The organism is Pseudomonas veronii (assembly GCF_001439695.1).
GTDB classification, from domain to species: domain Bacteria; phylum Pseudomonadota; class Gammaproteobacteria; order Pseudomonadales; family Pseudomonadaceae; genus Aquipseudomonas; species Aquipseudomonas veronii.
On record NZ_JYLL01000036.1, the window covers coordinates 1 to 25,345 of the forward strand.

A 25,345-nucleotide genomic window follows, 5' to 3' on the forward strand; every position below is an offset into this window, starting at 1 on the left:
CTACAGCGTTACACGCTGCTGTCAACACCTCTTTTTCTCCGCTTTCGACCGAGAAGATCGAAACGTTAATAGAGCCAAACAACCCTGCTCTACCAACTCCTTCCAGGCTTCGATGAACTGAAGCAGGTCGCTGTCGAATCTCGTGTAACTCTTTGTTTACCAAGGAGTTTTCCGCTTCAACTGCGCCGGAAGTGGGGCGAATTATAGACGTCCAGGATTTGCCGTCAACCTTTAATTTGGTTTTTCTATCAAACAGCGGAAAACCTCCAAATCCACTCTATATAGAAGGTAGAAAACTGATAATTGAGCAATATATTGCTCAGCGACACACACTTAAGCATCATAGGGCTCTTTGCTACTCAAATATGACCTCGGACGAACACCCCAATGACCACCTCCCCTCGCAGCCTGGCCTCGGCACTGTTTCCTGTCGGCCTGCTGTTGATCGCCATGGCTTCCATCCAGTCCGGCGCTTCGCTGGCCAAGACCATGTTCCCTATCGTCGGCGCTCAAGGCACCACCACGCTGCGCCTGATTTTCGCCAGCATCATCATGTTGCTGATATTGCGCCCATGGCGGGCCACGCTGACGGCCAAATCCCTGCGCACCGTGATTGTTTACGGAATGGCGTTAGGCGGCATGAACTTCCTCTTCTATATGTCGCTGCGCACAGTCCCTCTTGGTATTGCGGTAGCCCTGGAGTTCACCGGGCCGCTCGCCGTCGCCCTCTATGCATCGCGCCGCGCGGTGGACTTTCTGTGGATCGCCCTCGCGGTTGTCGGTCTTCTGCTGTTGATCCCCACGGGAGAAGCCAGCACGGGGATCGACCTGGTCGGTGCGGCTTATGCACTAGGCGCAGGTGTTTGCTGGGCGCTCTACATTCTGTTCGGCCAAAAGGCAGGGAATGACAACGGCGTGCAAACTGCTGCCCTCGGCGTCATGATCGCCGCCTTGTTCGTCGCACCGATCGGCATCGTTCATGCGGGCGCGGCATTGCTGACGCCTGCGCTGATTCCAGTTGCCATCGGCGTCGCCATCCTGTCCACGGCGCTCCCCTACACCCTGGAGATGGTCGCGCTGACTCGCCTGCCCGCCCGTACTTTCGGCACCTTGATGAGCATCGAGCCCGCATTCGGTGCGCTCTCGGGCCTGTTCTTCCTGCAGGAGCATTTGTCGCTCGCACAGTGGCTGGCCATCTCCTGCATTATCCTGGCCTCCGTTGGCGCCACGCTGACCATGCGAAACGAGGCCAAACCTCTAGTACCAGCCGATTAATCATCTTTGACGGTAACTCTGGTATTTGCCGCTCATTTGGGCCATGTTTAGGCCGCAAACAAATGTCATTCATGGAGAGTTTCGACAAGGACAGCGCGAACGCTACAATCGAGAGCGAGTAAAGCCAGCTTCAGGCAATTTTTTCGAAGCGGCTATTAAGGATGGGAATGAAGCGAATTTTGATACTGTTAATGGTCGTGGCCATTGCTGGCTGTGCCGCGACCACCAAGACAGAAGTGAAACGGGGCAAAAAAGGGCTGCATATCAACTGTTCCGGGCTGTCCTCCTCCTGGGACCAGTGCTACACCAGTGCAGTCAACTCATGCGGCGCCAAGGGCTACCGGGTTATCGCCAAGTCCGGTGACAACTCCGAAGAGCCTGGGGACTACCCCTTCGGCCTCAACCCTGCCGGCTACACCAGCCGGAGCATGATCGTCATCTGTAAATAGCGGCCCGAGCAGTCCACTTCCGACTGCTCCGCAGCGCCCACCGAACGCCTCGACCCCGCGCAGCCCTTCGCGACGCTGCGACCGGCCGCCTGCGCGTAAATCACAAGCGGCACTTGCCGAGCAGCGACCGATCAAATAGCCGCGGTGCGTACCTGCAACCACTCCAGCGCAGCGCCACTGAGCAATGGGCTCAAACGCTGACACACCTCGGCATGGTACGCATTGAGCCACTGGCGCTCCTCAGCCGTCAGCAACGACGGTTCCAGACAACGGGTATCGATCGGGCACAAGGTCAGGGTTTCGAACTCGAGGAACTCACCGAACTCGGTCTTGCCCGCTTCGCGATTCAACACCAGGTTCTCGATACGCACGCCCCAACGCCCCGGACGGTAAGTACCCGGTTCAATGGAGGTGATCATGCCCGGCTGCATCGCGGTTTGCGGCGCAGTAGCGGCCTGGTAGGCGATGACCTGCGGACCTTCATGCACATTGAGGAAATAACCTACGCCGTGCCCCGTGCCATGGCCGTAGTCCACACCTTCGGCCCAGATCGGCGCGCGCGCGATGGCATCAAGCAGTGGCGACATAATGCCCTTGGGAAAATGAGCACGGGACAGGGCGATCACCCCCTTGAGCACGCGGGTGCAATCACGCTTCTGTTCATCACTCGGCGCTCCGATAGGCACCATCCGCGTGATATCGGTAGTACCGCCCAAGTACTGGCCACCCGAGTCGATCAGCAGCAGGCCATCGCCTTCGATCAGCGCATGCTCTTCTTCGGTGGCGTGGTAATGCGGCATCGCGCCATTGGCATTGAACGCAGCGATGGTGTTGAAACTCAGCGACACATAACCGGGACGGCGGGTACGTGCGGCAGTCAGGTGTTCGTCGATGGTCAGTTCAGTGATGCGTTCACGGCCCAGCGCACTCTCCAGCCAGGCGAAGAATTCGCACAAGGCCGCGCCATCCTGCTCCATGGCCAGGCGGATATGTTCCGCGTCGGCCAGGCTCTTGCGGGATTTGGCAAGCGTCGTCGGGTTCAGCCCTTCCACCAGCTTGACGCTGGCGTCCAGGTGTTCCAGCAAACCGGCGGTCACGCGTGCCGGATCAACCTGCACACTCGCGCCCGATGGCACCGCGCGCAGGGCATCGGCGACTTCGCTGTAATCGCGCAAGGTCACGCCATCCTGCTCAAGCACCGCCCGCAGCGCGGCATCGACTTTGCTCAGCGCCACAAACAGCGTGGCCTGTTGCGCATTGATCAGGGCGAAGGATACAAACACCGGGTTGAACGATACATCGGCACCGCGCAGGTTAAACAACCAGGCGATGTCATCCAGGGTGGCGATGAAGTGCCAGTCGGCGCCCTTTTCTTTCAAGCTGGCGCGCAGTGCAGCGAGTTTTTCGCCACGGCTGACGGTGGCCTGCGGTGGCAGGTGCTGATAGATCGGCTGATTCGGCAACGCCGGGCGGTCGCTCCAGACTTCATTCAACAGGTCGATATCGGTACGCAGGCGAGCACCGCGCTCCGCCAGTTTACCGCCCAAGGTACGCGCCGACGCCACGGCCATTACCGCACCGTCGACCGCCACCACGGCGCCCTGCGGCGTCTGTTCGGCCAGCCACTCCAGCGGGCCAGGTTGCCCCGGCTGCAGCTTCACCAACTCGATACCGCTGCCCTTGAGTTCCTTGGTCGCTTGTTCCCAGTAGCGGCTGTCGGCCCAGACACCGGCGAAATCCGCGGTGACGATCAGCGTCCCCACCGAGCCGTGGAAGCCCGACAACCATTGACGCCCCTGCCAGTAGCCCGGCAAGTATTCGGACAGGTGCGGGTCAGCGGACGGCACCAGCAAGGCATGAATGCCTTCGCGGCGCATCAATTCACGGGTATGCGCCAGGCGCTGGGGAACCGTTCCATGGGTCAAAGGCTGCGTACTCATTGTGTCTCCTGCTAACCACGAATAATTGTTATGGATTACGAATGAAGAATCAGACCGCCCAGAACGCCGGCGCACTGGCAAGGGAGGCCTTGATCAACTGCACGGCCTGGTCGATATCCTGCTCGGTGGTGAACCGCCCCAGGCTCAAGCGAATGGTTCGACCGGCGCTGCGGGCATCATGCCCCAGCGCCAGCAGCACATGGGAGGGCGCATTGCTCGCCGAATTGCAGGCCGAGGTGGCGGAAAAAGCAATGCCCGCACTCAAGGCCGCGGCGTTGAACTCGCCTTCACCGAAGGTGAGGCTGAGGGTGTGGGGAATGCGCTGGGTGGCGCTGCCATTGAGACGCACACCGGCGACCGACGCCAGTTGATCGAGCAAACGCTGGCGCAAGGCCACGATCGCCGCCTGCTCTTCACTGAACGCCTGCGCCGCCAAGGCGAACGCCGCGCCCATGCCCGCAATCTGGTGGGTTGCCAGTGTACCGGAGCGCAAGCCGCCCTCGTGGCCACCGCCGTGAATCTGTGCCAACACCTTCCGCTGCGCCCGCGGCCCGACATACAGCGCGCCGATCCCCTTGGGGCCATACACCTTGTGCGCGGAAAACGACATCAAATCCACCGGCCATTGCGCGAGGTCGATCGCCACCTTGCCCGCACCCTGTGCCGCGTCCACATGCAACAACGCGCCGTGTTCACGCACCCGCGCGCCAATGGCGGGGATGTCGTTGAGGGTGCCCAACTCGTTGTTCACCAACATCAGCGATACCAGGAAGGTGTCCTCACGCAGTGCTTCACTCACCGCCTCGGCACTGATCAACCCATCGGCGTCCGGCGCCAGGTAGGTCACCGCCACTCCGGCCTCCTGCATCTGCCGCGCGGTGTCCAGCGTAGCCTTGTGCTCGATCTGGCTGGTGATGATATGCCCACCCGCCAAGCCCCGCGCTTGAGTCACCCCCTTGATCGCGAGGTTGCTGGACTCCGTCGCGCCGGACGTCCAGACGATCTGCTCCGGCTCGGCACCGACCAACTCGGCCACCTGGCGACGCGCCTGTTCAACCGTTTGCCGGGCCGCTTGGCCGAAGGCGTGGGAACTGGACGCAGGGTTACCGAAATTGGCGTGCAAGCCCAGACACTCGACCATCACCTGGATGACCCGCTCGTCCACCGGGGTGGTGGCGGCGTAGTCGAAATACAACGGACGTTTATTCATAACCTTAGGGACTCGCAGAGCAGGTTCCCGAGAGCAACGTCTCAGGGGCATCGACCGGAACAGAGGTCGTCAGGTTTACCCGATCGAATGCCATTAAAAAAGGACCACTTGACGTAAATGTGCGTAGGAACGCTCCTGAAATTCAGCTTAACAGGCTGACATAGCGCCATGGCAAACAAAAAGCCCGAGGCTTCTTGAGAAACCTCGGGCTTTTTGCCACTGAGCACCGGCTCAACTGGGGCGGCCATGCAGGGTCACATTACGTTCGGCGTTCATTTCGCCCTGGTGAGCAAAACTGAAAGGTTGTTGTGCCTGACCGGTCAGGGCAGCCCGCTGGCGTTGATACTCGTCAAACGACAAGCCGCGACGGCTCAACGCCTCCAGCGCCAGTTCCCGGGTTTCTTGCGCCGTGTAAGGGCGTAATTCAGGCGAAGGATGGGTCGCACAACCGGCAACGACAGAAGTGACGAGTAATAAGGAAACAGCAAAAAATCGGTTCATGGCGACGGCTCTGCGAAGAAGGTCTCAAGTCAATGAACACAGGCTACTCCCGACCCTGGACAGTGAAAAATCACCATCCGTGATAGTCGCTATCACCCGTCGCCACACCCTCATCAGCGCCACCTTTATATTCCTTTAAGATCTATAAATATAGAAATACGTTCATTTACGGAATAACCATAACCCTCTATAAATGGCTCCACGCGAATTCGACACTGTTCGCCAGGCAACTGTTGCGCAGGCAACAGCCATTCAACAAAACACCAGGCAGACAACAGCAACGTTTTTCAGCAGTGAGCCCGCAGCCCAGGCGGATCAAGGCCTGCAGCCGTTGGTACAGCTCTTGCTCAGACCGGCTCACTTCCCCTGCTATGCCACTGTTGAAAAAGGAACTGTTCATGACCCGTCCCCTGAATGTCGTTGCCCTCTCCGGCGGAACCTGGCGCCCGTCCCGTACCCTGGTGTTGACCCAGGCCGTGCTGGCCGAACTGGCGACGTTGTTGCCGATCCAGACGACCCTGATCGAACTCGGTGATATCGCCCGGCCACTGGGCGGCGCACTGTCGCGCGATGAGTTGCCGGCCGAGGTCGAATCCCAACTGTTGGCCATCGAACAGGCCGACTTGCTGATCGTCGCCGCACCGGTCTATCGCGGTTCTTATCCAGGCCTGCTCAAGCATCTGTTCGACCTGGTTGGCCTCAACTCGCTGATCGACACCCCTGTGCTGCTGGCCGCCACCGGCGGCAGCGAACGTCACGCGCTGGTACTCGATCACCAGTTGCGCCCGCTGTTCAGCTTCTTCCAGGCCCTGACCTTGCCGATCGGCGTATACGCCACCGAAGCCGATTTCACCGATTACCAAATCACCAACGAAGCCTTGAAAGGCCGTATTCGCCTTGCGGCAGAACGCGCAGCCCCTTTGTTCGCCGCGCACGCCCCCTCACTGTTGAAAATCGCTTAAGGATTCGTCATGGATGTTTTCTGGTTTCTGCCCACTCATGGCGACGGTCATTACCTGGGCACCACCCAAGGTGCCCGTCCGGTCACCCTCAATTATCTGAAGCAAGTCGCCCAGGCCGCTGACAGCCTTGGCTACTACGGCGTGTTGATTCCTACCGGGCGTTCGTGCGAAGACTCCTGGGTAATCGCCTCGGCGCTGGTGCCGCTGACAGAACGCTTGCGCTACCTGGTGGCAATTCGCCCTGGCATCATCTCGCCCACAGTGTCGGCGCGCATGGCGGCGACCCTGGATCGCCTGTCCAACGGCCGCCTGCTGATCAACGTCGTGACCGGCGGCGACCCCGACGAAAACCGCGGCGACGGCAGCTTCCTCGACCACCGCGAACGCTATGAAGTCTCCGACGAATTCCTCAAGATCTGGCGCCGCGTATTGCAGGGCGAATCGGTGGACTTCGAAGGCAAACACCTGCGTGTGCAGAATGCCAAGGCACTTTACCCACCGGTGCAGAAGCCTTACCCGCCGCTGTACTTCGGCGGTTCCTCCGACGCCGCCCACGACCTCGCCGCCGAACAGGTGGACGTGTACCTGACCTGGGGCGAACCACCCGCCGCCGTCGCCGAAAAGCTCGCGGATGTACGTGAACGGGCCGCGCGCCACGGGCGGACCGTGAAGTTCGGCATCCGCCTGCATGTGATCGTGCGCGAGACCGAAGAGGACGCCTGGAAAGCCGCCGACAAACTGATCGAACACATCAGCGACGAGACCATCGCCGCCGCGCAAAAATCCTTCTCGCGCTTTGATTCCGAAGGCCAGCGCCGCATGGCCGCCTTGCACGACGGGCGCCGCGACAACCTGGAAATCGCCCCCAACCTGTGGGCCGGTGTCGGCCTGGTCCGTGGCGGTGCCGGCACGGCGCTGGTAGGCAACCCGCGGCAAGTGGCCGAGCGGATCAAGGAATACGCGGATTTGGGCATCGAGAGTTTCATCTTTTCCGGCTACCCGCACCTCGAAGAAGCCTATCGCTTCGCCGAGTTGGTGTTCCCGCTATTGCCGGAACCCTACGCCAGCCTGGCCGGGCGCGGTGTCACCAATCTCACCGGACCGTTTGGCGAGATGATTGCCAATGATGTGCTGCCGGCCAAGGCCTGAGAATGCTGAGATCGCACCGTTGATCTGCATTGCCCAATAGACAGCACACGGCATTAGAGCCCTATGAGGAACACCGCGTGACAGCCAACCCCCACAGCGTCCTGCCCTCACCTTTGCAGACCGCCAGACAGCTCGCCGCCGAATTCGCCCTCACCGCCGTCGAACGCGACGAGCGCGGCGGCACGCCAAAAACCGAACGGGATGCCCTGCGCCAAAGCGGTCTGCTGGCCCTGAGCATTCCCACTCAATACGGCGGCCTTGGTGCGCGCTGGAGCGACACCCTGGCCATCGTGCGTGAATTCGCCAAGGTCGACAGCTCCATCGCTCATGTCTTCGGTTTTCACCACCTGATGCTCGCTACGGTGCGCCTGTTTTCGCGGCCGGACCAATGGCAGCCGTGGTTCGAACAGACCGCACGCAAAAACTGGTTCTGGGGCAACGCCCTCAACCCGCTGGACACGCGCACGCAGGTCAAGGATTTCGGCGGTTGGCGTGAGTTCTCCGGCAAGAAGAGCTTCTGCTCCGGCGCCAGCGACTCGGAAATGCTGATCGCCTCGGCGGTGGATGAGAGCGCCGGCGGCAAGTTGCTGATCGCCGCCATCCCCAGCGGGCGCAGCGGCATCACCTTGCACAACGACTGGAACAATATCGGCCAGCGCCAGACCGACAGCGGCAGCGCCAGTTTCGAACGGGTGCGCGTCGAGGAGTCGGAATTGCTGCTCGACCCGGGCCCTCTGAGCACACCGTTCGCCTGCCTGCGCCCACTGATCGCGCAGTTGACCTTCACGCACATGTTCCTCGGCATAGCCGAAGGTGCCTTTGATGAAGCGCGCAACTACACCCTCACCGAAACCCGTGCGTGGCATAAATCCACCGCCGAGGATGTGCGCCAAGACCCTTACGTGCTGCACCACTACGGCGAATTCTGGGTGGCCCTGCAAGGTGTGCGCCTGTTGGTGGAACGCGCCGCCGCGCTGCTCGATCAAGCCTGGGCCCAGGGGCCGAACCTCAGCGAAAACGAACGCGGCCAACTAGCCATCGCCATCGCCACCGCCAAGGTCGCCGCCAGCCGCCAGGGCCTGGAGTTGTGCAGCCGCCTGTTTGAAGTCACCGGCGCGCGCTCCACCCATGCGTCACTGCGCCTGGACCGGCACTGGCGCAACCTGCGCACGCAAAGCCTGCACGACCCGGTGGACTACAAACTCCACGAACTGGGGGACTGGGCGTTGAACCAGTCCCTGCCGACTCCTACGTTCTATTCATAAAGAGGTGCCCATGCAGCTTTTAACCTTACCGCCCTCGCCCGCCCTCGCCACCTCGATCCGCGCCACGGCCCAGGTCTTCGAAGACCCGAAATCCCAGGCACTGCTCGACCATATCCAGCAAGTGGCGCCCAGCGAAGCCAGCGTGTTGATCATCGGCGAAACCGGGACCGGTAAAGAGCTGGTGGCGCGCCACATTCATAACCTCAGCGCACGACGCAACCGGCCCTTCGTGGCGGTGAACTGCGGGGCGTTTTCCGAATCGCTGGTGGAAGCCGAGCTGTTCGGCCATGAAAAAGGCGCCTTCACCGGCGCCCTCAGCGCCAAGGCCGGCTGGTTCGAAGAGGCCGACGGCGGCACCTTGTTCCTCGATGAGATCGGTGATTTGCCGATGGCGATCCAGGTCAAGTTATTGCGCGTACTGCAAGAGCGGGAGGTGGTACGTCTGGGCTCGCGCAAGAGCATTCCCATCGATGTGCGCGTGCTTGCGGCGACCAACGTGCAGCTGGAAAAAGCCATCAACGCCGGGCACTTCCGTGAAGACCTCTACTACCGTCTCGACGTGGTCAGCCTGGAACTCAGCCCGTTGCGCGAGCGTCCCGGCGATATCCTGCCGCTGACCCGACACTTCATCGAAGCCTACAGCCAGCGCCTGGGCTACGGCCCGGTCACCATCAGCCGCGAGGCCGAACACAAGCTGAAAAACTACAGCTGGCCAGGCAATATCCGCGAGCTGGAAAACGTGATTCACCACACCTTGCTGATCTGCCGCAATGGCGTGATCGAACGCGACGATTTACGCCTGTCGAACCTGCGCATCGAGCGTCAGGACGACAGCCCGCACGGCACCGACAACAGTGCCGAAGCCTTGCTGGAACGGGCCTTTCAAAAGCTGTTCGAGGAACAGGCCGGTGCCCTGCATGAAAAAGTCGAGGACGCGTTGCTGCGTGCCGCCTACCGCTTCAGCCACTACAACCAGGTCCACACCGCCAACCTGCTGGGCCTGAGCCGCAACGTCACACGCACGCGCCTGATCAAGATCGGCGAACTGGCGGTGAACAAGCGCCGCCCGGGGGAAAACGTTCAGGGTGAGCGCATGCTGCACCTATCCATTTAAACGGCAGTGCAACGCATTGTCATGGCTGCGCTCGAAACTGTGCAGCACCTGGAACGAACCGAAGGTCACGGCCGTCGCCTGGTGGGCGCGTATCAGTGTCCAGAAATCTTCCTCGCCGTGCTCAACGCACTGGAAGGCCGCCTCGCCGTCCTCGCGTGAGCGCCATTGCAGATAATTGAGTACCCGCCGCCCGTCATCGCTGACCTGCACACTCGCATTGAGAAAGCCGCCGTGCCCTTGGGCCAGGCGCTCGCTCTGGATGGACAATGCCGCGACCAGGGCGAGCTGTTGCTGGGGCTCGACCTGAAACTCGATCAATTGAGTGAAACTGCGATTCTTCTCTGATACCTGCATGAACACTCCCCTTTCTCTGTAGGCAGAATCTTGTGATTCGATACCACGCAGGGTAAAACCTCTAGTTAAGTCAAGGTCAAGGGTTAATCCGGAGTTTTTCATGGTTACCAAGGAGCTTACTGTTGGCCAACTGTCGGCCCGCAGCGGCGTGGCGGTCACGGCCCTGCATTTCTACGAAACCAAGGGGCTGATCAAAAGCAATCGCAATGCCGGCAACCAGCGGCGCTACCCGCGCGATGTACTGCGCCGGGTGGTGGTGATCAAGATCGCCCAGCGCCTGGGGATTCCGCTGGCGACGATTGGTGAAGCGTTGCAGGCCCTGCCGGATGGACGCACGCCGACGGCTAAAGATTGGCAGCGTTTGTCGGCATCGTGGCGGGCAGACCTGGACGAGCGCATCAACAAGCTGATGCTCCTGCGCGACAAGCTCAATGGCTGTATTGGCTGTGGATGTCTGTCGCTGGAAGCCTGCCCGTTGCGCAATCAGGGCGACCTGCTCGGTGAGCGGGGGCCGGGGGCTCAGTTGTTGGAGCCCAGTTGAAAAACCGCTCCCTGTGGGAAATGTTCACCTTAACCCCCTGGGACAGCGCCGCGCCCTGAAACCCGTGGTGTCGCTGCGGCTGGCGCCCGCCGCAGCACTGATGGCGGAACGATCTGCCGGTTCACTGTTGCCTGGGCAACACCTCGTCGGTTGCCCGCAAGCCACGGCTGGCGTGGCCTATAGTGAAAGGGCCGTCCCTTCATAAACACAATTCAGGGAGAATGATATGAGCGTAAAACCAATCCCCGAGGGCTATCACAGCATCACGCCCTACCTGGGCGTCGAAAAAGCCGCCGAAGCCATCGAGTTCTACAAAAAAGCCTTCAACGCCACGCAAGTCATGCGCCTGGACATGCCCGATGGCAAGGTCGGCCACGCTGAACTGCGTATCGGAGACTCGGCGATCATGCTCGCCTCGCCCTGCGGTGAAATGGCCTTCGGCAGCCCGCGCGATGGCCACACCAGCGTCGGCCTGCATTTATATGTGGACGATGTCGACGCGCAGTATCGACAAGCGGTCGCAGCCGGCGGCCTGTCCATTTCCGAACCCAAGGACCAGTTCTACGGCGACCGCTCCGCCACGCTGAGAGATCCGTTCGGTCATGTGTGGTTCCTCGCCTCCCGCAAGGAGAATCTGAACGAAGCACAAATCCGCCAGCGCGCCGAAGCGCTGTTCAAGCAAGGCTGAGCCTGGGACCGGGCTTGCTCGCGATGGCGGGGTGTCAGGCGGTGCCTGACCGAGCGCCATCGCGGGCAGGCCCGCTGCCACTGTTTGATCGAGGGTCGGCTTGAGACGGGGGCTGCCCAGCACCGAGGCCTCAGCGCCACGAATGTGAATCTGAAACATTTGCTTTCATATCTGGGTTAGGGATTTCTCATTCTCATCCGTCTTAACTTAGATACAGCCTGTCGCGTCAGCAAAAGCTACGACTGGCCTTTTCCGGGCCCTCATTGCCCCCTCCGATCAAGACTCCCATTCACATGTCGAAGAAGTCGCGCTCAAAACTCTGGTTTCTCGTACACAGCTGGCTGGCATTACCCATCTGGTTTTTTGTACTGATCGTCTGCGTCACCGGCACCCTGGCGGTGGTCAGCCAGGAAATCGTCTGGCTGGCCAACCCGGAAATCCGCGCCAGCAAGCCGTCGGACGACGCAGAACCGCTGAGCTATGACCAGGTGATCAACGCCATCAAACGCGCCGAGCCCCTGGTGATCGTGCAATCCATCATCCGCCCGGACGAGTCGCACTTCGCCCTGAGTGTCACCCTCAGCTACCCCGACGGGCGCTCGGTGGAGGTCTATGTCAACCCTTACACAGGGGCGATCCAGGGCATCAGCCCGGCGTTCGACTTCAAACAATTCACCCGCGCCCTGCACGGTTGGTGGCTGGTGCCATTCACCAATGGGTTCAGTTGGGGCTGGTACCTGGTCTCCGCGCTCGGCCTGCCGTTGCTGGCGTCGTTGATCACCGGGCTGGTGGTGTACAAGCGCTTCTGGAAGGGCTTTTTGCGCCCGACCCTGCGCATCCGCCATGGCGCGCGGATCTTCTGGGGCGACTTCCACCGCCTGAGCGGTATCTGGTCGATCTGGTTCATCGCGGTCATTTCCATCACCGGCACCTGGTTCCTGATTCAGGCGATCCTGGGGGATAACCAGATTTCCATCTCCAGCGAGCCCATCGTGCCGGTGATCGCCCGGGAGAACGTGCCGACGTCCGCCCCCGGCGTGCCGGCGCCGATGATTGCCCTGGACGACGCGATCGAAATCGCCAGCCAACGGATTCCGGGGCTGGAGACCAGCTTCGTGTTCCTGCCACTCAATGCCTACAGCCATCTGCAGATCGGCGGGCGGGGCTGGTACCCGTTGATGTTCCAGACCGCGCAGATCAACCCCTACACCGGCGAAGTGGCGGTTTCGCACCTGCTGTCCAACCGCTCGACGCTGGAGTTCGTCACCGAGTCCATGCGCCCGCTGCACACCGGCGACTTTGGCGGGCTGTGGATCAAGCTGATCTGGGCATTCTTCGGCCTGGTGTTGAGCATGATGGTGTTGAGCGGCCTGCTGATCTGGACCAAACGCACGGCCCTGGCCACCCTCCATGCCCTCAAGCGCAGCCACAAGGCGCCGCGCCAGGCGGCAGCGGTCGCGGCCCTGCAGGCTGAAATGACGGAGGGCAACCAATGAGCAAGGTCGCTGCCGCAACGCCTTCGCCACTGCGCGCCGTGTGGCTGAAATGGCGGTTCCACCTTAACGTCCTGCTGTTGCTGGTGCCCCTGGGCTTCATGCCCAAGTACTTAGCCGACGCCGCGCTGTTTCGCGGTGACAGCGGCATCGGCGAGCGGGTGGCCGGCGAGGTGCAGGTCGGGCCCTGGAGCCTGACCCTCGCCGAGTTCCGCAACGAAGGCCCGCGCCCGGACCCGGCCGGCCCGATGAAATTTTTCAATGCCGCCCTGTGCGCCAACTGCGCCGAGCAGGTCAAGGCAACCTACCTGCGTATCGGCAAACCGCGCAGCCTGCGCGCCGCCGGGGTGATCTTCTTCGGCACGCCGTACCGCATGGGCGCGCTGCTGCCGGTGCCCGAGCGCACGCCGGCCGACGCCGAACTGTGGGTCACCATGGAAGGCTGGGACGGCACGATGCACCAGGGTTCCATTGCGCTGAGCCAGGCCTCGCCTGCCACCATTGCCTGGCTGAACAAGCAAGGAGTCAAACCATGACATTGATACGCCTGAGCCGCGCCTGCGCCACGTTGTTGCTGTGCGCCGGTTTCTGTCCCACAGCCGTGGCCCACAACCCGATGTGCGAATGCAAGGAAATCCCCGGCGAACAGATCCAATGCACCGGCGGTTTTTCCGACGGCAGCGGCGCCCCCGGCGTGACCCTGGATGTGATCGGCTACGACGAAACCATCCTCGTGCCCGGCAAGCTCGGCGCGGACTCGACCCTGACCTTCAAGAAGCCCTCAGCCGAGTTCTACGTGCTGTTCGATGCCGGCCCCGGTCACGTCGTTGAAATCGACCAAGCGGATATCCCGTCCCAATGAGTACGACACAGGTGGTACGCCCAGCCGGGGCCGGGCACGAAACCCTCTATGTCCTGCTGCTGTGCCTGATCATCCTGGCGGTGGCCGGTACGGTGGTGGCCCTGCACGGTGAAACCCAGGCCGTGGTTGCCGTGCCCAGCCACCAGTTGGACGCGCGCCGCGACCTCAGCGCCGCCGAGCAAGGCATCTACGCCGACCTGCGCGTGACCCTGGATGAAATCCACTGGCTGCAGCAGGCACACAGCGTGCTGCCGACGCCCGCGCAACTGGCCGAAGAAGGCTTTGCGCCCTTTGCCCAGGACGCCAGCTCGGTCAGCCGTGGCGATCATCGCTGGCAGTTGCTGGCGCCGTCGGCCTACCTCGGCGTGAGCCAGGCGCCGGCCACCAGCGGCTCGCTGCTGATGCGGGTAACGGGCGCCGAGCCGGACATCTGGCTCAACCGCCGCCCAGACCTGGCCGCCCCCGCCGACCTCACCGACCAGGCGCTGATCGCGGCCGGCTGGCAGCAAGTGGTCGCGCAATTCGACGCCGGCGTGACCCGCCAGCACCGTCACTGACCGAGAAGACCGATTGCCCATGTCTATTTCATCGCCCCTTGTACGCCTGCTGCTGGTCAGCCTGATCAGCCTGCTGCTCGCTCCGCTGGCCAACGCCGAGGCAGCCAAGCGCCTGCGGATCGGCATCACCCTGCATCCTTACTACAGCTACGTCGCCAACATCGTCGGCGACAAGGCCGAGGTGGTGCCGCTGATTCCGGCCGGTTTCAACCCACATGCCTACGAGCCGCGCGCCGACGACATCAAGCGCATCGGCACCCTGGATGTGATCGTGCTCAACGGGGTCGGCCACGACGATTTCGCCGACCGCATGATCGCCACCAGCGAGCGGCCGGACATCCCGGTGATCGAAGCCAACGCCAACGTGCCGCTGCTGGCCGCCACCGGCAACGCCGCGCGCGGCGCCGGCAAGGTGGTCAACCCGCACACCTTCCTGTCGATCAGTGCCTCGATTGCCCAGGTCAACAACATCGCCCGCGAACTGGGCAAGCTCGACCCGGACAACGCCAAAACCTACACCCAGAACGCCCGCGCCTACGGCAAGCGCCTGCGGCAGATGCGCGCCGAGGCCCTGGCCAAGCTGACCCGCGCACCCAACCCGGACCTGCGCGTGGCCACGGTCCACGCAGCCTACGACTACCTGCTGCGCGAGTTCGGCCTGGAAGTCACCGCCGTGGTCGAGCCGGCCCACGGCATCGAACCCAGCCCGAGCCAGTTGAAGAAAACCATCGATGAATTGCGCGCCCTGGATGTGAAAGTGATCTTCTCGGAGATGGATTTCCCGTCCACCTACGTCGAGACCATCCAGCGTGAATCCGGGGTCCGGCTGTACCCGCTGTCGCATATCTCCTACGGCGAATACAGCGCTGAAAAGTACGAAGTGGAAATGACCGGCAACCTCAACACGGTGGTGCGGGCGATTCAGGAGTCAGGGGCATGACGGCGGCGCAACGCTTGAGCATGGTCAGCGTCGGCCCGACGATCGACTTCGACAAGGTGTCGCTGACCCTGGGCCGCACCGTGATCCTCGATGACGTGAGCTTCCAGGTGCAGCCAGGCAGCATCCATGCACTGGTGGGCCCGAACGGCGGCGGGAAAAGCTCGCTGATCAAAACGCTGCTGGGGCAAACGCCGCACCAGGGGCAACTGCGCCTGACGTGGCCGGACACGCCCGGCACCATTGGTTATGTGCCCCAGGCGTTGGAGTTCGACCGCGGCCTGCCGATGACCGTGGATGACTTCATGGCGGCGATGTGTCAGCGGCGCCCGGCGTTTCTCGGGCTGTCCAGGCATTACGCCGGCGCCATCGGCGAGGCCCTGGAGCGGGTCGGCCTGCAGGACAAACGCAAACGGCGCATGGGCGCGTTGTCGGGCGGTGAACGTCAGCGCGTGCTGCTCGCCCAGGGGCTGATCCCGGCCCCGCAATTGCTGGTGTTGGATGAGCCGATGTCGGCCCTCGATGAAGCCGGTATCCAGGTGTTCGAACGTCTGCTCGATGACTGGCGCCGCGCCGGGATCACCGTGCTGTGGATCGAGCACGACCTGGACGCCGTGGGCCGCCTCGCCGACCGCGTCACCGGCCTGAACCGCCGCGTGCTGTTCGACGCCACACCCAAAGCGGCACTGACCCCGGATCGCCTGCTGACCCTGTTCTCCACCCATCCTCGGAGCCTGGCGCCATGAGTTATGAAGCGTTTCGCCTGATGGTCCAGGGCTGGGCCTCTTCCGGTTACCTGCCGGAGGCGCTGGCCTATGGTTTTGTGGTCAACGCCCTGCTCGCCGGCCTGCTGATCGGCCCGGTGCTGGGCGGCCTGGGGACGCTGGTGGTGGTCAAACGCTTTGCGTTTTTCTCCGAAGCGGTCGGCCATGCCGCGCTGACCGGCGTGGCCGTGGGCATTCTGCTCGGCGAACCCTACACCGGGCCCTATGGCGCGCTGTTCGGCTACTGCCTGCTGTTCGGCATCCTGCTCAATTACCTGCGCAACCGCACCGGCCTGGCGCCGGATACCTTGATCGGGGTGTTCCTCTCGGTGTCCCTGGCGTTGGGCGCAAGCCTGCTGTTGATACTGGCGGGCAAGATCAACGTTCACATCCTGGAAAACGTGCTGTTCGGTTCGGTGTTGACGGTCAATGGCAACGACCTGCTGGTGCTGGCGATTGTCGGTTCGCTGGTGATGGCCCTCGCCCTGCCGCTGTACAACCGCATCATGCTCGCCAGCTTCAACCCGCAATTGGCGGCGGTACGCGGGGTGGCGGTGAAGACCCTGGATTACCTGTTCGTGATCCTGGTGACGTTGATCACCGTCGCAGCGGTCAAGGTCATCGGGGCGATCCTGGTGGGCGCGCTGCTGGTGATTCCGGCAGCGGCGGCACGCTTGCTGAGCCAGTCGCTCAAAGGCTTCTTCTGGGTCTCCGTGGCGATTGCCACCGTCAGCACGTTGTGCGGCATCCTGCTGCCGATCATCTTCGACCTGCCCATCCCCTCCGGCGCCGCGATCATCCTGGTCGCCGGTATCGCCTTCGCCCTCGCCGCCATCGCGCGCGGCACCGTGCCCAGCCTCAAAGGGAATCTTGGATAATGCACCCTGTCTTTCGCTCACTGGCCTTGGCCATCGCTTGCCTGACCAGCGCGTCGGCGCTGGCCGTCGACGGTTTTGATCCGAAGAGTTTCAAAGTCAACCAAGGCCTGGGCCACGCCGCGCTGACCAAAGCGAAAAAACCTGTGAAGGTCCTCGCCTCGTTGCCCATTACCTATGGCCTGGCGGAGCTGCTGCTTAAAGGCAGCGACGTACAGCTCGAACGCGCCGCGCCGGCCAACCTGCCCGGTTCGCGGCAGGTGTCCTACTTCACCGGTCGTGGCGCGCCGGCCTTGAGCACGTTGGCGATGGATGCCGATGCCGTCATCGGCTTGCGTTCGCTGTGGGCCGATGACCCGCTGTACCCGGTGGCGCGACGCAGCAATATCCGCATCGTCGAAGTGGACGCCGCGCGCCCGGTGGACGGTGGCCTGCCGGGGATCGCGGTGCAACCGGGCGTCAGCGATGGCTTGAACAGCCAGCCGTGGCAATCGAGCAACAATATGGGGCGCATGGCCGATGTGATGGCCGCCGACCTGAGCCGCCTGGCACCGGGCGCGAAGGCGCAAATCGACGCGAACCTGGCCGCCCTCAAGCTGCGCCTGCTCAAGCTCACCGCCGACAGCGAAGCACGGCTGGCCCAGGCGGATAACCTGAGCGTGGTCAGCCTGAGTGATCACTTTGCGTATCTGCTCGGCAGCTTGAACCTGGAAGTGCTCGACACCGACGCACGCCCAGATGCCGACTGGACGCCCGAGGCCTTACAGCAACTGAGCAGCCGCCTGAAGGACCACGAGGTGGCCGTGGTGCTGCACCATCGCCCGCCAAGCGCGGCGGTGCAAACCGCGGTGACGGCCGGCGGCGCGCAACTGCTGGTCTTGAACGTCGACGGCGCCGACCCGGTGACGGCGTTGGAAAGCAATGTGGATCAACTGATCAAGACGCTGAGCCCATGACATCCACGCCCACGTGGATGGCATCATGCCGCCAGAACTCCAGGTCGCAGTCGATCAAACGCTGATGCTGGTCATAGTTGACCCGGGCGATACGCAAGCCCGGGCTGCCCACCGACACGCGCAACGCGGCGGCGGCTTCCACCGGCAGTGAGGTCGGCACAATCTCGAAGCGTACCCGCCCGTAGTGCAAATCGTACTTGCGCGCGTACAGCTCGGTCATCGACTGGTTCAGGTCGCAGGCCAGAATCCCGGGGAAATACTGCGGGTTCAGGTAGTGCTCCACATACAACACCAGGCGCTCATCGATCCTGCGCCGGCGGCAGATCTGGATCACGCTGGATAGCGCCGGCAATTGCAGCCACGCACACACCGCCGCCGATGCCGGTTGCAGCCGCGCGCTGATCACCTCGGTCGACGCCACGCGGCCCTGGTCGTTGACCATTGCGTGAAAGTGGCTGCGCTGCATCAGGTTGTAGGCCAGGCGCGGCGGCGAGACAAACCAGCCACGGCGCTCCTCGCGATAGATCTGGCCTTGGGCCTCCAGTTGTAACAAGGCTTCCCGCACCGTAATCCGGGTGGTACCAAACAACTCGCTGAGCTTGCGCTCGGCGGGCAGTTTGCTGGCTGGCGGCAAAAGGCCATGGTCGATCTGCTCTTGCAGCGCCAGGCCGATGGATGTCACCGCCTTGATTGCCTCATCACGCATCAACGTTACCTATCTGGACTAGACCAGCACCGTTCAGGTGCATAAACCGCTCAATAAATGGGCTTGTATCACTGCATGCCAGCCTAGGCATTGCAGATGACCGACAGATGACAACCCCGGTCGAGCCTCGTGACAAACCTTGCAATCCGTCGGCCAAGTCCAAGGCCTGCGGGCGCTTGGGCATGGTCTACGCTAAACCTGCGCCGAGCGACATCGGCGCTTCAAAAACGACATCGACATGAAACTGTCATCCATCCCGCCTAGATTGGCTCAGGTATTGCTGACCTAGACCAACACCACCGCTAACGTTCATATAAAACGCCGCGTTGAAAACGCCCAAAGGAGCTTCGGATGAAACAGCTTTTCCTGGCATCACTGTTAGGCTCGACCATTGCCATGTGCACCGCCGCCATGGCCGCTGATACCGATCTAAAAACGCTCGAAGCCGCCGCAAAAGCGGAAGGCGCCGTCAACAGCGTCGGCATGCCCGATGACTGGGCCAACTGGAAAGGCACCTGGGATGACCTGGCCAAGACCTACGGCCTCAAGCACATCGACACCGACATGAGCTCGGCCCAGGAAATCGCCAAGTTCGCCGCCGAGAAAGACAACGCCAGTGCCGATATCGGCGACGTCGGCGCGGCCTTCGGCCCGATCGCGGTGAAACAGGGCGTGGTCCAGCCTTACAAACCAAGCACCTGGGCCCAGGTCCCGGATTGGGCGAAAGATAAAGACGGCAACTGGGCGCTGGCCTACACCGGCACCATCGCCTTTATCGTCAACAAAAAGCTGCTGCACGGCTCGGACGTACCAACCAGCTGGGCTGACTTGAAGAGCGGCAAATACAAGGTCTCCATCGGTGACGTGAGCACCGCCGCCCAAGCCGCCAACGGTGTGCTGGCCGCCGCCATCGCCAACAAGGGCGACGAGAAAAACCTGCAGCCGGCCCTGCTGATGTTCGCCGACATCGCCAAGCAAGGTCGCCTGTCCCTCGCCAACCCGACCATCGCCACCATGGAAAAGGGCGAAGTGGAAGTCGGCGTAGTCTGGGATTTCAACGGTTTGAGCTACAGAGCCAAGATGGCCAACCCGGATGACTACGTGGTGCTGATCCCATCGGACGGTTCGGTGATTTCCGGCTACACCACCATCATCAATAAATACGCCAAGCACCCGAACGCCGCCAAACTGGCCCGCGAATACATCTTCAGCGACGCCGGCCAGATCAACCTGGCCAAGGGCAATGCGCGGCCGATTCGCGCCGAACACCTGACGTTGCCGAAGGAAGTGCAGGACAAGCTGCTGCCGAACGAGCAATACAAGCACGTCACCCCGATCAAGGATGCCGACGCCTGGGAGAAGAGCTCCAAGGCACTGCCGCAGAAGTGGCAGGAAGAAGTCATCATCAATATGCAGTAATGCCTGAGCTGTAGATGCGGTCAGTGTGGGAGCAGGCTTGCCTGCTCCCACATTTGTTCCGGTCCCAACCGCAAACCCGATCCAAACCCATCTGTTGCGGAGCGTCTCCCCCTATGAAGCACAACGTCATCCTTGTGGTGCTCGACGGCCTGAACTTCGAGGTTGCCCGTCATGCCATGGGGCATCTGCAAGCCTACGTCGGCGCAGGACGCGCAGCCCTCTACAAACTCGAATGTGAACTGCCGTCACTCTCCCGGCCGCTCTACGAATGCATCTTCACTGGCGTGCCGCCGATCGACAGCGGCATCACCCACAACCATGTGTCGCGCCTGTCCAACCAGCGCAGCCTGTTCCATTACGCCCGCGACGCCGGTCTCACCACCGCCGCGGCGGCCTATCACTGGGTCAGCGAGTTGTATAACCGCACGCCCTTTATCGCCGCCCGTGACCGGCATACCGACGACAAGACCCTGGCGATCCAGCACGGGCACTTCTACTGGCAGGACCACTACCCGGATTCGCACCTGTTCGCCGACGCCGAAAGCCTGCGCTGCAGACACGCGCCGAACCTGCTGGTCGTCCACCCGATGAACATCGACGACGCCGGTCACAAGCACGGCCTCGACAGCGCGCAATACCGCAACAGCGCACGCTCGGCCGACATCCTCCTGGCCGACTACCTGCAAGGCTGGCTCGACGCCGGCTATCAGGTGCTGGTGACCGCCGACCACGGCATGAACAACGACCGCTCCCACAACGGCCTGCTGCCGGAAGAACGCGAAGTGCCGCTGTTCGTGATCGGCTCGGCCTTCACCTTCGATCCCGACGCCACGCCCAGGCAAACCGAGCTGTGCGGCACCGTCTGCGCGTTGCTGGGCGTGCCCCACGACAAACCTGTCTGCCGGGAGCTGTTGAAGTGAGTGCCATGACCCGCAGCAAATGGCTGGCAATCCTCTGCCTGATGCCTTTCGCGCTGTTCTTCATCGTGTTTGAAATTGCCCCGCTGGCGTGGGTGATGATCAACAGCCTGCAATCGGAAGAGTTCGGCTGGGGCCTGGCCAACTTCAGCAAAATCTTCAGTTCGAAGTTCTACCTGCAGGCGATCCAGTACAGCCTGGAGATCAGCTTCTACTCCAGCGTGTTCGGCATCATCATTTCGGTGCTCGGCAGCTACTCGTTGCGCCGCGTGGACTCGCCGCTGCGCAACTTCGTCACCGCCTTCGCCAACATGACCAGCAACTTCGCCGGCGTGCCCCTGGCCTTTGCCTTCATCATCCTGCTCGGTTTCAACGGCAGCATCACCATCATGCTCAAGCAGGCCGGGATCATTCAGGACTTCAACCTGTACTCCAAGACCGGCCTGATCATTCTCTACACCTACTTCCAGATCCCGCTGGGCGTGCTGCTGCTCTACCCGGCCTTCGATGCGTTGCGCGAAGACTGGCGCGAGTCCGCCGCCCTGCTGGGCGCCAACGGCTGGCAGTTCTGGCGCCACATCGGCCTGCCGGTGCTGACCCCCGCGCTGCTCGGCACCTTCGTGATCCTGCTGGCCAACGCCCTCGGCGCCTACGCCACGGTCTACGCGCTGACCACCGGCAATTTCAACGTATTGCCGATCCGGATCGCAGCGATGGTGTCCGGCGACATCTCCCTGGACCCGAACATGGCCAGCGCCCTGGCCGTGGTGCTGGTGGCGCTGATGACCGTGGTCACCGTGGTCCATCAATTGCTGCTCAAGAGGAGCTACCATGTCTCGCGCTGAAGCCGGCCCGGCCTCTCTCTACCACCGGGTGGTGGTGTACCTGTTATTCGCGATCCTGGTGCTGCCGCTGATCGGCACCTTTGTCTACTCCATTGCCAGCAGCTGGTCGGCGACGATCTTGCCGGCCGGCTTTACCGTGAAGTGGTACGTGCAACTGTGGAGCGACCCGCGCTTTCTGATGGCTTTCGGCCAGTCCCTGCTGGTGTGCGTGGGCGCGTTGATTTTGTCGGTGGTGCTGATCCTGCCGCTGCTGTTCGTGGTGCATTACCACTTCCCCAGGCTCGACGCGTTGATGAACATCCTGATCCTGCTGCCGTTCGCGGTGCCGCCGGTGGTGTCGTCGGTGGGCCTGCTGCAACTCTATGGCTCCGGGCCGCTGGCGATGGTGGGGACGCCGTGGATTCTGATCGGCTGCTACTTCACCGTGGCGCTGCCGTTCATGTACCGCGCGATCACCAACAACCTGCAAGCCATCAACCTGCGCGACCTGATGGACGCCGCGCAACTGCTCGGCGCCAGCACCTGGCAGGCAGCGATCCTGGTGGTGCTGCCCAACCTGCGCAAGGGCCTGATGGTGGCGTTGCTGCTGTCGTTTTCGTTCCTGTTCGGTGAGTTCGTGTTCGCCAATATCCTCGTCGGCACGCGCTACGAAACCCTGCAGGTGTACCTGAACAACATGCGCAACAGCAGCGGCCACTTCACCAGTGCCGTGGTCATTTCCTATTTCTTCTTTGTGCTGGTGCTGACCTGGGCCGCCAACATCTTGAACAAGGACAAAAGCCAATGAGCTTCGTCAGCGTCCAACACCTGCAAAAAGGCTACGCCGGCACCCCGGTGTTCAGTGACATCAACTGCGAGATCGCCAAGGGCGAATTCGTCACCCTGCTCGGCCCGTCCGGCTGCGGCAAGTCCACCTTGCTGCGCTGCATCGCCGGCCTGACCTCGGTCGACAGTGGCCAGATCCTCCTCGACGGCCACGACATCGTGCCCTTGAGCCCGCAGAAACGGCAGATCGGCATGGTGTTCCAGAGCTATGCGCTGTTCCCCAACATGACCGTGGAACAAAACGTCGCCTTCGGCCTGCGCATGCAAAAGGTCAACGCCGACGACAGCCACAAACGCGTGCAGGACGTGCTGCAACTGGTGGAGCTCAAGGAGCTGGCCGGGCGCTACCCGCACCAGATGTCCGGCGGCCAGTGCCAGCGCGTGGCCCTCGCCCGCTCCCTGGTGACCCGCCCGCGCCTGTTGCTGCTGGATGAACCGCTGTCGGCGCTGGATGCGCGCATCCGCAAGCACCTGCGCGAGCAGATCCGCCAGATCCAGCGCGAGTTGGGCCTGACCACGATTTTCGTGACCCATGACCAGGAAGAAGCGCTGACCATGTCCGATCGGATCTTCCTGATGAACCAGGGCAAGATCGTGCAAAGCGGCGATGCCGAAACCCTCTACACCGCGCCGGTGGATGTGTTTGCCGCCGGGTTCATCGGCAACTACAACCTGCTCGACGCGGACAAGGCCAGCCAACTGCTGCAACGGCCGATCAGCGGGCGCATCGCGATTCGCCCGGAAGCCATCGAACTGAGCCGCAGCGGCGAACTCGACGCCCTGGTGCGCAGCCACAGCCTGCTGGGCAACGTGATTCGCTACCGTATCGAAGCGCGCGGCGTGGAATTGGTGGTGGACGTGCTCAACCGCTCGGCGGACGATCTGCACCCCGACGGCCAGCGCCTGGCACTTTCCATCGACCCGAGCGCACTGTGTGAAGTAGCCTGAGCAGCAGTGATTTTTTAAGAGAGTGTGACGGATGGCATTGGTAATTTTTGATTTGGACGACACCCTGATCCACGGCGACTGCGCCACCCTGTGGAGCGAGCAGATGGGCCGCCTGGCCTGGGTCGACCCCGAGTCGTTCATGCGCAAGAACAACGAACTGATGGACGCCTACAGCCAGGGCAAGCTGGCCATGGAAGAGTTCATGGACTTCAGCCTGGAGCCGATGATCGGCCGCACGCCGGAGGAGATCGAGCACCTGGTGGAGCCCTGGGTCGAGGACGTGATCGAACCGCTGATCTACAGCGACGCCACCCGCACCATCGCCCGCCACCGCGCGAACGGCGACCGGGTGCTGGTGATTTCCGCGTCGGGCACCCACCTGGTCACGCCGATTGCGGCGCGTATCGGCATCGACGAAGTGTTGGGGATCGAGCTGGATGTCAGCCACGGCGTGTACAGCGGCCGTACTGTCGGCGTCCTGACCTACCGCGAAGGCAAGATCACCCGTTTGCTCGAATGGCTGGAGCAGGAAGGAGAAACCCTGGAAGGCGCGTACTTCTATTCGGATTCGCGCAATGATCTGCCGCTGCTGCTGAAGGTGGATAACCCGCAGGTGGTGAACCCCGACCCGGTATTGCGCGAGCACGCCGAAAAAGCCGGCTGGCCGGTCCACCGCTGGGCCTGATTCGACCAAGATCCAAATGTGGGAGGGGGCTTGCCCCCGATGGCGGTGTGTCAGTGAAGAATATTTCATCTGATACACCGCCATCGGGGGCAAGCCCCCTCCCACATTGACCACATTCCAATTCGGGATCAGGTCAGGCTGTCGTCGATCACCAACACCAACTTGCCGGAAATCTGGTTGGTCGCCAGCTCCGCAAACGCCGCCTCGGCATCGTTGATCGGGAAGGTCTTGGCCAGTTGCGGGCTCAAGCGGCCTTCGGCAAACAACGGCCAGACATGCTGGCTCAGGTCACTGAACAGGTCGGCCTTGAACTGATCGTCACGGCTGCGCAGGGTCGAGCCCAGCAGTTGCACTCGCTTGCCCAGCACCTGCGCCAGGTCCAGTTGCGCCTCGCGCCCGCCCATCAGGCCGATCAGCACCCAACGACCGTCCAGGGCCAGCAACTTGAGGTCCAGCGCCGCGTAGCTGGCGCCGACCGGGTCGAGGATGACGTCGAACGGCCCGAAATCCCGCAGCCCTTCGATACCGTCCGTGCGGACCACGCCGCCCTGGGCGCCGAGGGCTTCACAGTAGGCCAACCGATCCGCCGAGCCGACACTGACCCAGCACGGGCTGCCGAATGCCTTGCACAACTGGATCGCCGCCGAACCCACGCCACTGGCGCCGGCATGCAGCAACACCTTCTCGCCGGGCTTGACGCCCGCCAGTTGGAACAGGTTCAACCACGCGGTGCTATACACCTCGGGCAATGCCGCCGCTTCGATCAACGACAGGCCTTCCGGCACCGGCAGCACGTGACGGGCGTCCACCACCACTTCCTCGGCCATGCCGCCGCCGGCCAGCAGCGCGCAGACGCGGTCGCCGACCTGCCAGGACGAACCCGCGCCGACCTCGCTGATCACCCCGGAACACTCCAGGCCCAACACCTTGCTGACGCCCGGCGGCGGCGGATACAGCCCCGCACGCTGCAATAAATCGGCACGATTGAGGCCCGCAGCCGCCACCCGAATGCGAACCTGACCTACATCGCATGTAGGACTTGGCTCTTCCAACCACTCCACATGACCTTCAACGCCTTGCAATGCTTTCACAGTGCCTCCATAGTGAG

At 62.4% G+C, this 25,345-nt stretch carries 28 protein-coding genes; 22 read left to right on the top strand and 6 right to left on the bottom strand.

Features of this window, described 5'->3' with window-relative positions:
- Positions 1-387: 387 nt before the first annotated feature.
- Both rhtA and TU80_RS27345 read left to right on the top strand, forming a co-directional pair.
- The gene (gene rhtA / locus TU80_RS27340) at positions 388-1,275 is read left to right on the top strand and encodes a threonine/homoserine exporter RhtA (RefSeq protein ID WP_057005828.1); all 888 of its coding nucleotides are present in this window, start codon (positions 388-390) and stop codon (positions 1,273-1,275) included.
- Positions 1,276-1,442: 167 nt separating this feature from the next.
- Positions 1,443-1,724 carry a hypothetical protein gene (locus TU80_RS27345; RefSeq protein WP_017846914.1) on the top strand — a complete coding sequence of 94 codons (282 nt, stop codon included), beginning with the start codon at positions 1,443-1,445 and terminating at the stop codon, positions 1,722-1,724.
- A gap of 131 nt (positions 1,725-1,855) precedes the next feature.
- Here TU80_RS27345 and TU80_RS27350 read toward each other — a convergent pair whose 3' ends face one another.
- The 3 genes from TU80_RS27350 to TU80_RS27360 form a co-directional block, all read right to left on the bottom strand.
- Positions 1,856-3,664: an aminopeptidase P family protein gene (locus tag TU80_RS27350; protein ID WP_017846913.1), complete on the bottom strand. Its 1,809-nt coding sequence runs from the start codon at positions 3,662-3,664 to the stop codon at positions 1,856-1,858.
- 49 nt (positions 3,665-3,713) lie between these two features.
- Positions 3,714-4,874 carry a cysteine desulfurase family protein gene (locus TU80_RS27355; RefSeq protein ID WP_057005829.1) on the bottom strand — a complete coding sequence of 387 codons (1,161 nt, stop codon included), beginning with the start codon at positions 4,872-4,874 and terminating at the stop codon, positions 3,714-3,716.
- A gap of 231 nt (positions 4,875-5,105) precedes the next feature.
- Positions 5,106-5,375 (bottom strand): hypothetical protein, encoded by a 270-nt coding sequence (locus TU80_RS27360; RefSeq protein ID WP_046384132.1) that lies wholly within the window; start codon positions 5,373-5,375, stop codon positions 5,106-5,108.
- A gap of 398 nt (positions 5,376-5,773) precedes the next feature.
- Here TU80_RS27360 and msuE point away from each other — a divergent pair, with 398 nt between their 5' ends.
- The 4 genes from msuE (at position 5,774) to TU80_RS27380 (ending at position 9,865) form a co-directional block, all read left to right on the top strand.
- Positions 5,774-6,337, top strand: coding sequence for an FMN reductase (msuE, locus tag TU80_RS27365; RefSeq protein ID WP_057005851.1), 564 nt, complete (start codon positions 5,774-5,776; stop codon positions 6,335-6,337).
- Between the two features lie 9 nt (positions 6,338-6,346).
- On the top strand, positions 6,347-7,486 hold the full coding sequence (gene ssuD / locus TU80_RS27370) for an FMNH2-dependent alkanesulfonate monooxygenase (protein WP_046384133.1): 1,140 nt from the start codon (positions 6,347-6,349) through the stop codon (positions 7,484-7,486).
- A gap of 77 nt (positions 7,487-7,563) precedes the next feature.
- Positions 7,564-8,751, top strand: coding sequence for an acyl-CoA dehydrogenase family protein (locus TU80_RS27375; RefSeq protein ID WP_057005830.1), 1,188 nt, complete (start codon positions 7,564-7,566; stop codon positions 8,749-8,751).
- 10 nt (positions 8,752-8,761) lie between these two features.
- Positions 8,762-9,865 (top strand): sigma-54 interaction domain-containing protein, encoded by a 1,104-nt coding sequence (locus tag TU80_RS27380; RefSeq protein ID WP_046384135.1) that lies wholly within the window; start codon positions 8,762-8,764, stop codon positions 9,863-9,865.
- Here the strand turns inward: TU80_RS27380 and TU80_RS27385 are convergent.
- Positions 9,854-10,219 carry an antibiotic biosynthesis monooxygenase gene (locus TU80_RS27385; protein ID WP_017846906.1) on the bottom strand — a complete coding sequence of 122 codons (366 nt, stop codon included), beginning with the start codon at positions 10,217-10,219 and terminating at the stop codon, positions 9,854-9,856. The two genes, TU80_RS27380 and TU80_RS27385, sit on opposite strands and share 12 nt — an antisense overlap.
- 100 nt (positions 10,220-10,319) lie before the next feature.
- On the opposite strand from TU80_RS27385, the gene soxR reads away from it, so the two are divergent.
- The 10 genes from soxR (at position 10,320) to TU80_RS27435 (ending at position 17,892) form a co-directional block, all read left to right on the top strand.
- On the top strand, positions 10,320-10,760 hold the full coding sequence (soxR, locus tag TU80_RS27390) for a redox-sensitive transcriptional activator SoxR (protein WP_017846905.1): 441 nt from the start codon (positions 10,320-10,322) through the stop codon (positions 10,758-10,760).
- Positions 10,761-10,986: 226 nt separating this feature from the next.
- Complete coding sequence (locus TU80_RS27395; protein ID WP_017846904.1) at positions 10,987-11,448, top strand: VOC family protein; 462 nt, start codon at positions 10,987-10,989, stop codon at positions 11,446-11,448.
- Positions 11,449-11,741: 293 nt separating this feature from the next.
- On the top strand, positions 11,742-12,944 hold the full coding sequence (locus TU80_RS27400; RefSeq protein ID WP_057005831.1) for a PepSY-associated TM helix domain-containing protein: 1,203 nt from the start codon (positions 11,742-11,744) through the stop codon (positions 12,942-12,944).
- Entirely contained in the window at positions 12,941-13,477 is a 537-nt protein-coding gene (locus TU80_RS27405; RefSeq protein ID WP_057005832.1) for a hypothetical protein, read from the top strand. Before TU80_RS27400 ends, TU80_RS27405 begins: the two co-directional genes overlap by 4 nt.
- The gene (locus tag TU80_RS27410) at positions 13,474-13,803 is read left to right on the top strand and encodes a hypothetical protein (RefSeq protein WP_017846901.1); all 330 of its coding nucleotides are present in this window, start codon (positions 13,474-13,476) and stop codon (positions 13,801-13,803) included. The genes TU80_RS27405 and TU80_RS27410 overlap by 4 nt, the downstream gene beginning before the upstream one ends.
- Positions 13,800-14,360, top strand: coding sequence for a DUF6162 family protein (locus TU80_RS27415; protein ID WP_057005833.1), 561 nt, complete (start codon positions 13,800-13,802; stop codon positions 14,358-14,360). Before TU80_RS27410 ends, TU80_RS27415 begins: the two co-directional genes overlap by 4 nt.
- A 19-nt stretch (positions 14,361-14,379) precedes the next feature.
- Positions 14,380-15,300 (top strand): metal ABC transporter substrate-binding protein, encoded by a 921-nt coding sequence (locus TU80_RS27420; protein ID WP_017846899.1) that lies wholly within the window; start codon positions 14,380-14,382, stop codon positions 15,298-15,300.
- The gene (locus tag TU80_RS27425) at positions 15,297-16,043 is read left to right on the top strand and encodes a metal ABC transporter ATP-binding protein (protein WP_057005834.1); all 747 of its coding nucleotides are present in this window, start codon (positions 15,297-15,299) and stop codon (positions 16,041-16,043) included. The genes TU80_RS27420 and TU80_RS27425 overlap by 4 nt, the downstream gene beginning before the upstream one ends.
- Complete coding sequence (locus TU80_RS27430; RefSeq protein WP_017846897.1) at positions 16,040-16,939, top strand: metal ABC transporter permease; 900 nt, start codon at positions 16,040-16,042, stop codon at positions 16,937-16,939. The genes TU80_RS27425 and TU80_RS27430 overlap by 4 nt, the downstream gene beginning before the upstream one ends.
- Positions 16,939-17,892, top strand: coding sequence for a metal ABC transporter solute-binding protein, Zn/Mn family (locus TU80_RS27435; protein WP_057005835.1), 954 nt, complete (start codon positions 16,939-16,941; stop codon positions 17,890-17,892). Before TU80_RS27430 ends, TU80_RS27435 begins: the two co-directional genes overlap by 1 nt.
- On the opposite strand, the gene TU80_RS27440 is transcribed toward TU80_RS27435, so the two are convergent.
- Positions 17,873-18,598, bottom strand: coding sequence for a UTRA domain-containing protein (locus tag TU80_RS27440; protein ID WP_017846895.1), 726 nt, complete (start codon positions 18,596-18,598; stop codon positions 17,873-17,875). The genes TU80_RS27435 and TU80_RS27440 overlap by 20 nt on opposite strands.
- A gap of 351 nt (positions 18,599-18,949) precedes the next feature.
- On the opposite strand from TU80_RS27440, the gene TU80_RS27445 reads away from it, so the two are divergent.
- The 6 genes from TU80_RS27445 (at position 18,950) to TU80_RS27470 (ending at position 24,237) form a co-directional block, all read left to right on the top strand.
- Positions 18,950-20,017, top strand: a complete 1,068-nt coding sequence (locus tag TU80_RS27445) for an ABC transporter substrate-binding protein (RefSeq protein WP_046491055.1) — start codon at positions 18,950-18,952, stop codon at positions 20,015-20,017.
- Between the two features lie 113 nt (positions 20,018-20,130).
- Positions 20,131-20,937: an alkaline phosphatase family protein gene (locus TU80_RS27450; RefSeq protein WP_057005836.1), complete on the top strand. Its 807-nt coding sequence runs from the start codon at positions 20,131-20,133 to the stop codon at positions 20,935-20,937.
- A 5-nt stretch (positions 20,938-20,942) separates the two neighbouring features.
- Entirely contained in the window at positions 20,943-21,779 is an 837-nt protein-coding gene (locus tag TU80_RS27455; protein WP_164887057.1) for an ABC transporter permease, read from the top strand.
- Positions 21,766-22,566, top strand: coding sequence for an ABC transporter permease (locus tag TU80_RS27460; RefSeq protein ID WP_017846891.1), 801 nt, complete (start codon positions 21,766-21,768; stop codon positions 22,564-22,566). Before TU80_RS27455 ends, TU80_RS27460 begins: the two co-directional genes overlap by 14 nt.
- Positions 22,563-23,552, top strand: a complete 990-nt coding sequence (locus TU80_RS27465; RefSeq protein WP_057005837.1) for an ABC transporter ATP-binding protein — start codon at positions 22,563-22,565, stop codon at positions 23,550-23,552. Before TU80_RS27460 ends, TU80_RS27465 begins: the two co-directional genes overlap by 4 nt.
- A gap of 31 nt (positions 23,553-23,583) precedes the next feature.
- A complete protein-coding gene (locus tag TU80_RS27470; protein WP_017846889.1) occupies positions 23,584-24,237 on the top strand; it encodes an HAD family hydrolase in 654 nt (217 codons plus the stop codon).
- Between the two features lie 128 nt (positions 24,238-24,365).
- On the opposite strand, the gene TU80_RS27475 is transcribed toward TU80_RS27470, so the two are convergent.
- A complete protein-coding gene (locus TU80_RS27475; protein WP_026140008.1) occupies positions 24,366-25,328 on the bottom strand; it encodes a zinc-binding dehydrogenase in 963 nt (320 codons plus the stop codon).
- Positions 25,329-25,345: the final 17 nt, after the last annotated feature.

Excerpts from the sequence above, each read along its gene's own strand:
- rhtA (WP_057005828.1), top strand. The coding sequence starts at position 388 with ATGACCACCTCCCCTCGCAGCCTGGCCTCGGCACTGTTTCCTGTCGGC.
- TU80_RS27345 (WP_017846914.1), top strand. The coding sequence starts at position 1,443 with ATGAAGCGAATTTTGATACTGTTAATGGTCGTGGCCATTGCTGGCTGT.
- TU80_RS27350 (WP_017846913.1), bottom strand. The coding sequence starts at position 3,664 with ATGAGTACGCAGCCTTTGACCCATGGAACGGTTCCCCAGCGCCTGGCG.
- TU80_RS27355 (WP_057005829.1), bottom strand. The coding sequence starts at position 4,874 with ATGAATAAACGTCCGTTGTATTTCGACTACGCCGCCACCACCCCGGTG.
- TU80_RS27360 (WP_046384132.1), bottom strand. The coding sequence starts at position 5,375 with ATGAACCGATTTTTTGCTGTTTCCTTATTACTCGTCACTTCTGTCGTT.
- msuE (WP_057005851.1), top strand. The coding sequence starts at position 5,774 with ATGACCCGTCCCCTGAATGTCGTTGCCCTCTCCGGCGGAACCTGGCGC.
- ssuD (WP_046384133.1), top strand. The coding sequence starts at position 6,347 with ATGGATGTTTTCTGGTTTCTGCCCACTCATGGCGACGGTCATTACCTG.
- TU80_RS27380 (WP_046384135.1), top strand. The coding sequence starts at position 8,762 with ATGCAGCTTTTAACCTTACCGCCCTCGCCCGCCCTCGCCACCTCGATC.
- TU80_RS27385 (WP_017846906.1), bottom strand. The coding sequence starts at position 10,219 with ATGCAGGTATCAGAGAAGAATCGCAGTTTCACTCAATTGATCGAGTTT.
- soxR (WP_017846905.1), top strand. The coding sequence starts at position 10,320 with ATGGTTACCAAGGAGCTTACTGTTGGCCAACTGTCGGCCCGCAGCGGC.
- TU80_RS27395 (WP_017846904.1), top strand. The coding sequence starts at position 10,987 with ATGAGCGTAAAACCAATCCCCGAGGGCTATCACAGCATCACGCCCTAC.
- TU80_RS27400 (WP_057005831.1), top strand. The coding sequence starts at position 11,742 with ATGTCGAAGAAGTCGCGCTCAAAACTCTGGTTTCTCGTACACAGCTGG.
- TU80_RS27405 (WP_057005832.1), top strand. The coding sequence starts at position 12,941 with ATGAGCAAGGTCGCTGCCGCAACGCCTTCGCCACTGCGCGCCGTGTGG.
- TU80_RS27410 (WP_017846901.1), top strand. The coding sequence starts at position 13,474 with ATGACATTGATACGCCTGAGCCGCGCCTGCGCCACGTTGTTGCTGTGC.
- TU80_RS27415 (WP_057005833.1), top strand. The coding sequence starts at position 13,800 with ATGAGTACGACACAGGTGGTACGCCCAGCCGGGGCCGGGCACGAAACC.
- TU80_RS27420 (WP_017846899.1), top strand. The coding sequence starts at position 14,380 with ATGTCTATTTCATCGCCCCTTGTACGCCTGCTGCTGGTCAGCCTGATC.
- TU80_RS27425 (WP_057005834.1), top strand. The coding sequence starts at position 15,297 with ATGACGGCGGCGCAACGCTTGAGCATGGTCAGCGTCGGCCCGACGATC.
- TU80_RS27430 (WP_017846897.1), top strand. The coding sequence starts at position 16,040 with ATGAGTTATGAAGCGTTTCGCCTGATGGTCCAGGGCTGGGCCTCTTCC.
- TU80_RS27435 (WP_057005835.1), top strand. The coding sequence starts at position 16,939 with ATGCACCCTGTCTTTCGCTCACTGGCCTTGGCCATCGCTTGCCTGACC.
- TU80_RS27440 (WP_017846895.1), bottom strand. The coding sequence starts at position 18,598 with ATGCGTGATGAGGCAATCAAGGCGGTGACATCCATCGGCCTGGCGCTG.
- TU80_RS27445 (WP_046491055.1), top strand. The coding sequence starts at position 18,950 with ATGAAACAGCTTTTCCTGGCATCACTGTTAGGCTCGACCATTGCCATG.
- TU80_RS27450 (WP_057005836.1), top strand. The coding sequence starts at position 20,131 with ATGAAGCACAACGTCATCCTTGTGGTGCTCGACGGCCTGAACTTCGAG.
- TU80_RS27455 (WP_164887057.1), top strand. The coding sequence starts at position 20,943 with ATGACCCGCAGCAAATGGCTGGCAATCCTCTGCCTGATGCCTTTCGCG.
- TU80_RS27460 (WP_017846891.1), top strand. The coding sequence starts at position 21,766 with ATGTCTCGCGCTGAAGCCGGCCCGGCCTCTCTCTACCACCGGGTGGTG.
- TU80_RS27465 (WP_057005837.1), top strand. The coding sequence starts at position 22,563 with ATGAGCTTCGTCAGCGTCCAACACCTGCAAAAAGGCTACGCCGGCACC.
- TU80_RS27470 (WP_017846889.1), top strand. The coding sequence starts at position 23,584 with ATGGCATTGGTAATTTTTGATTTGGACGACACCCTGATCCACGGCGAC.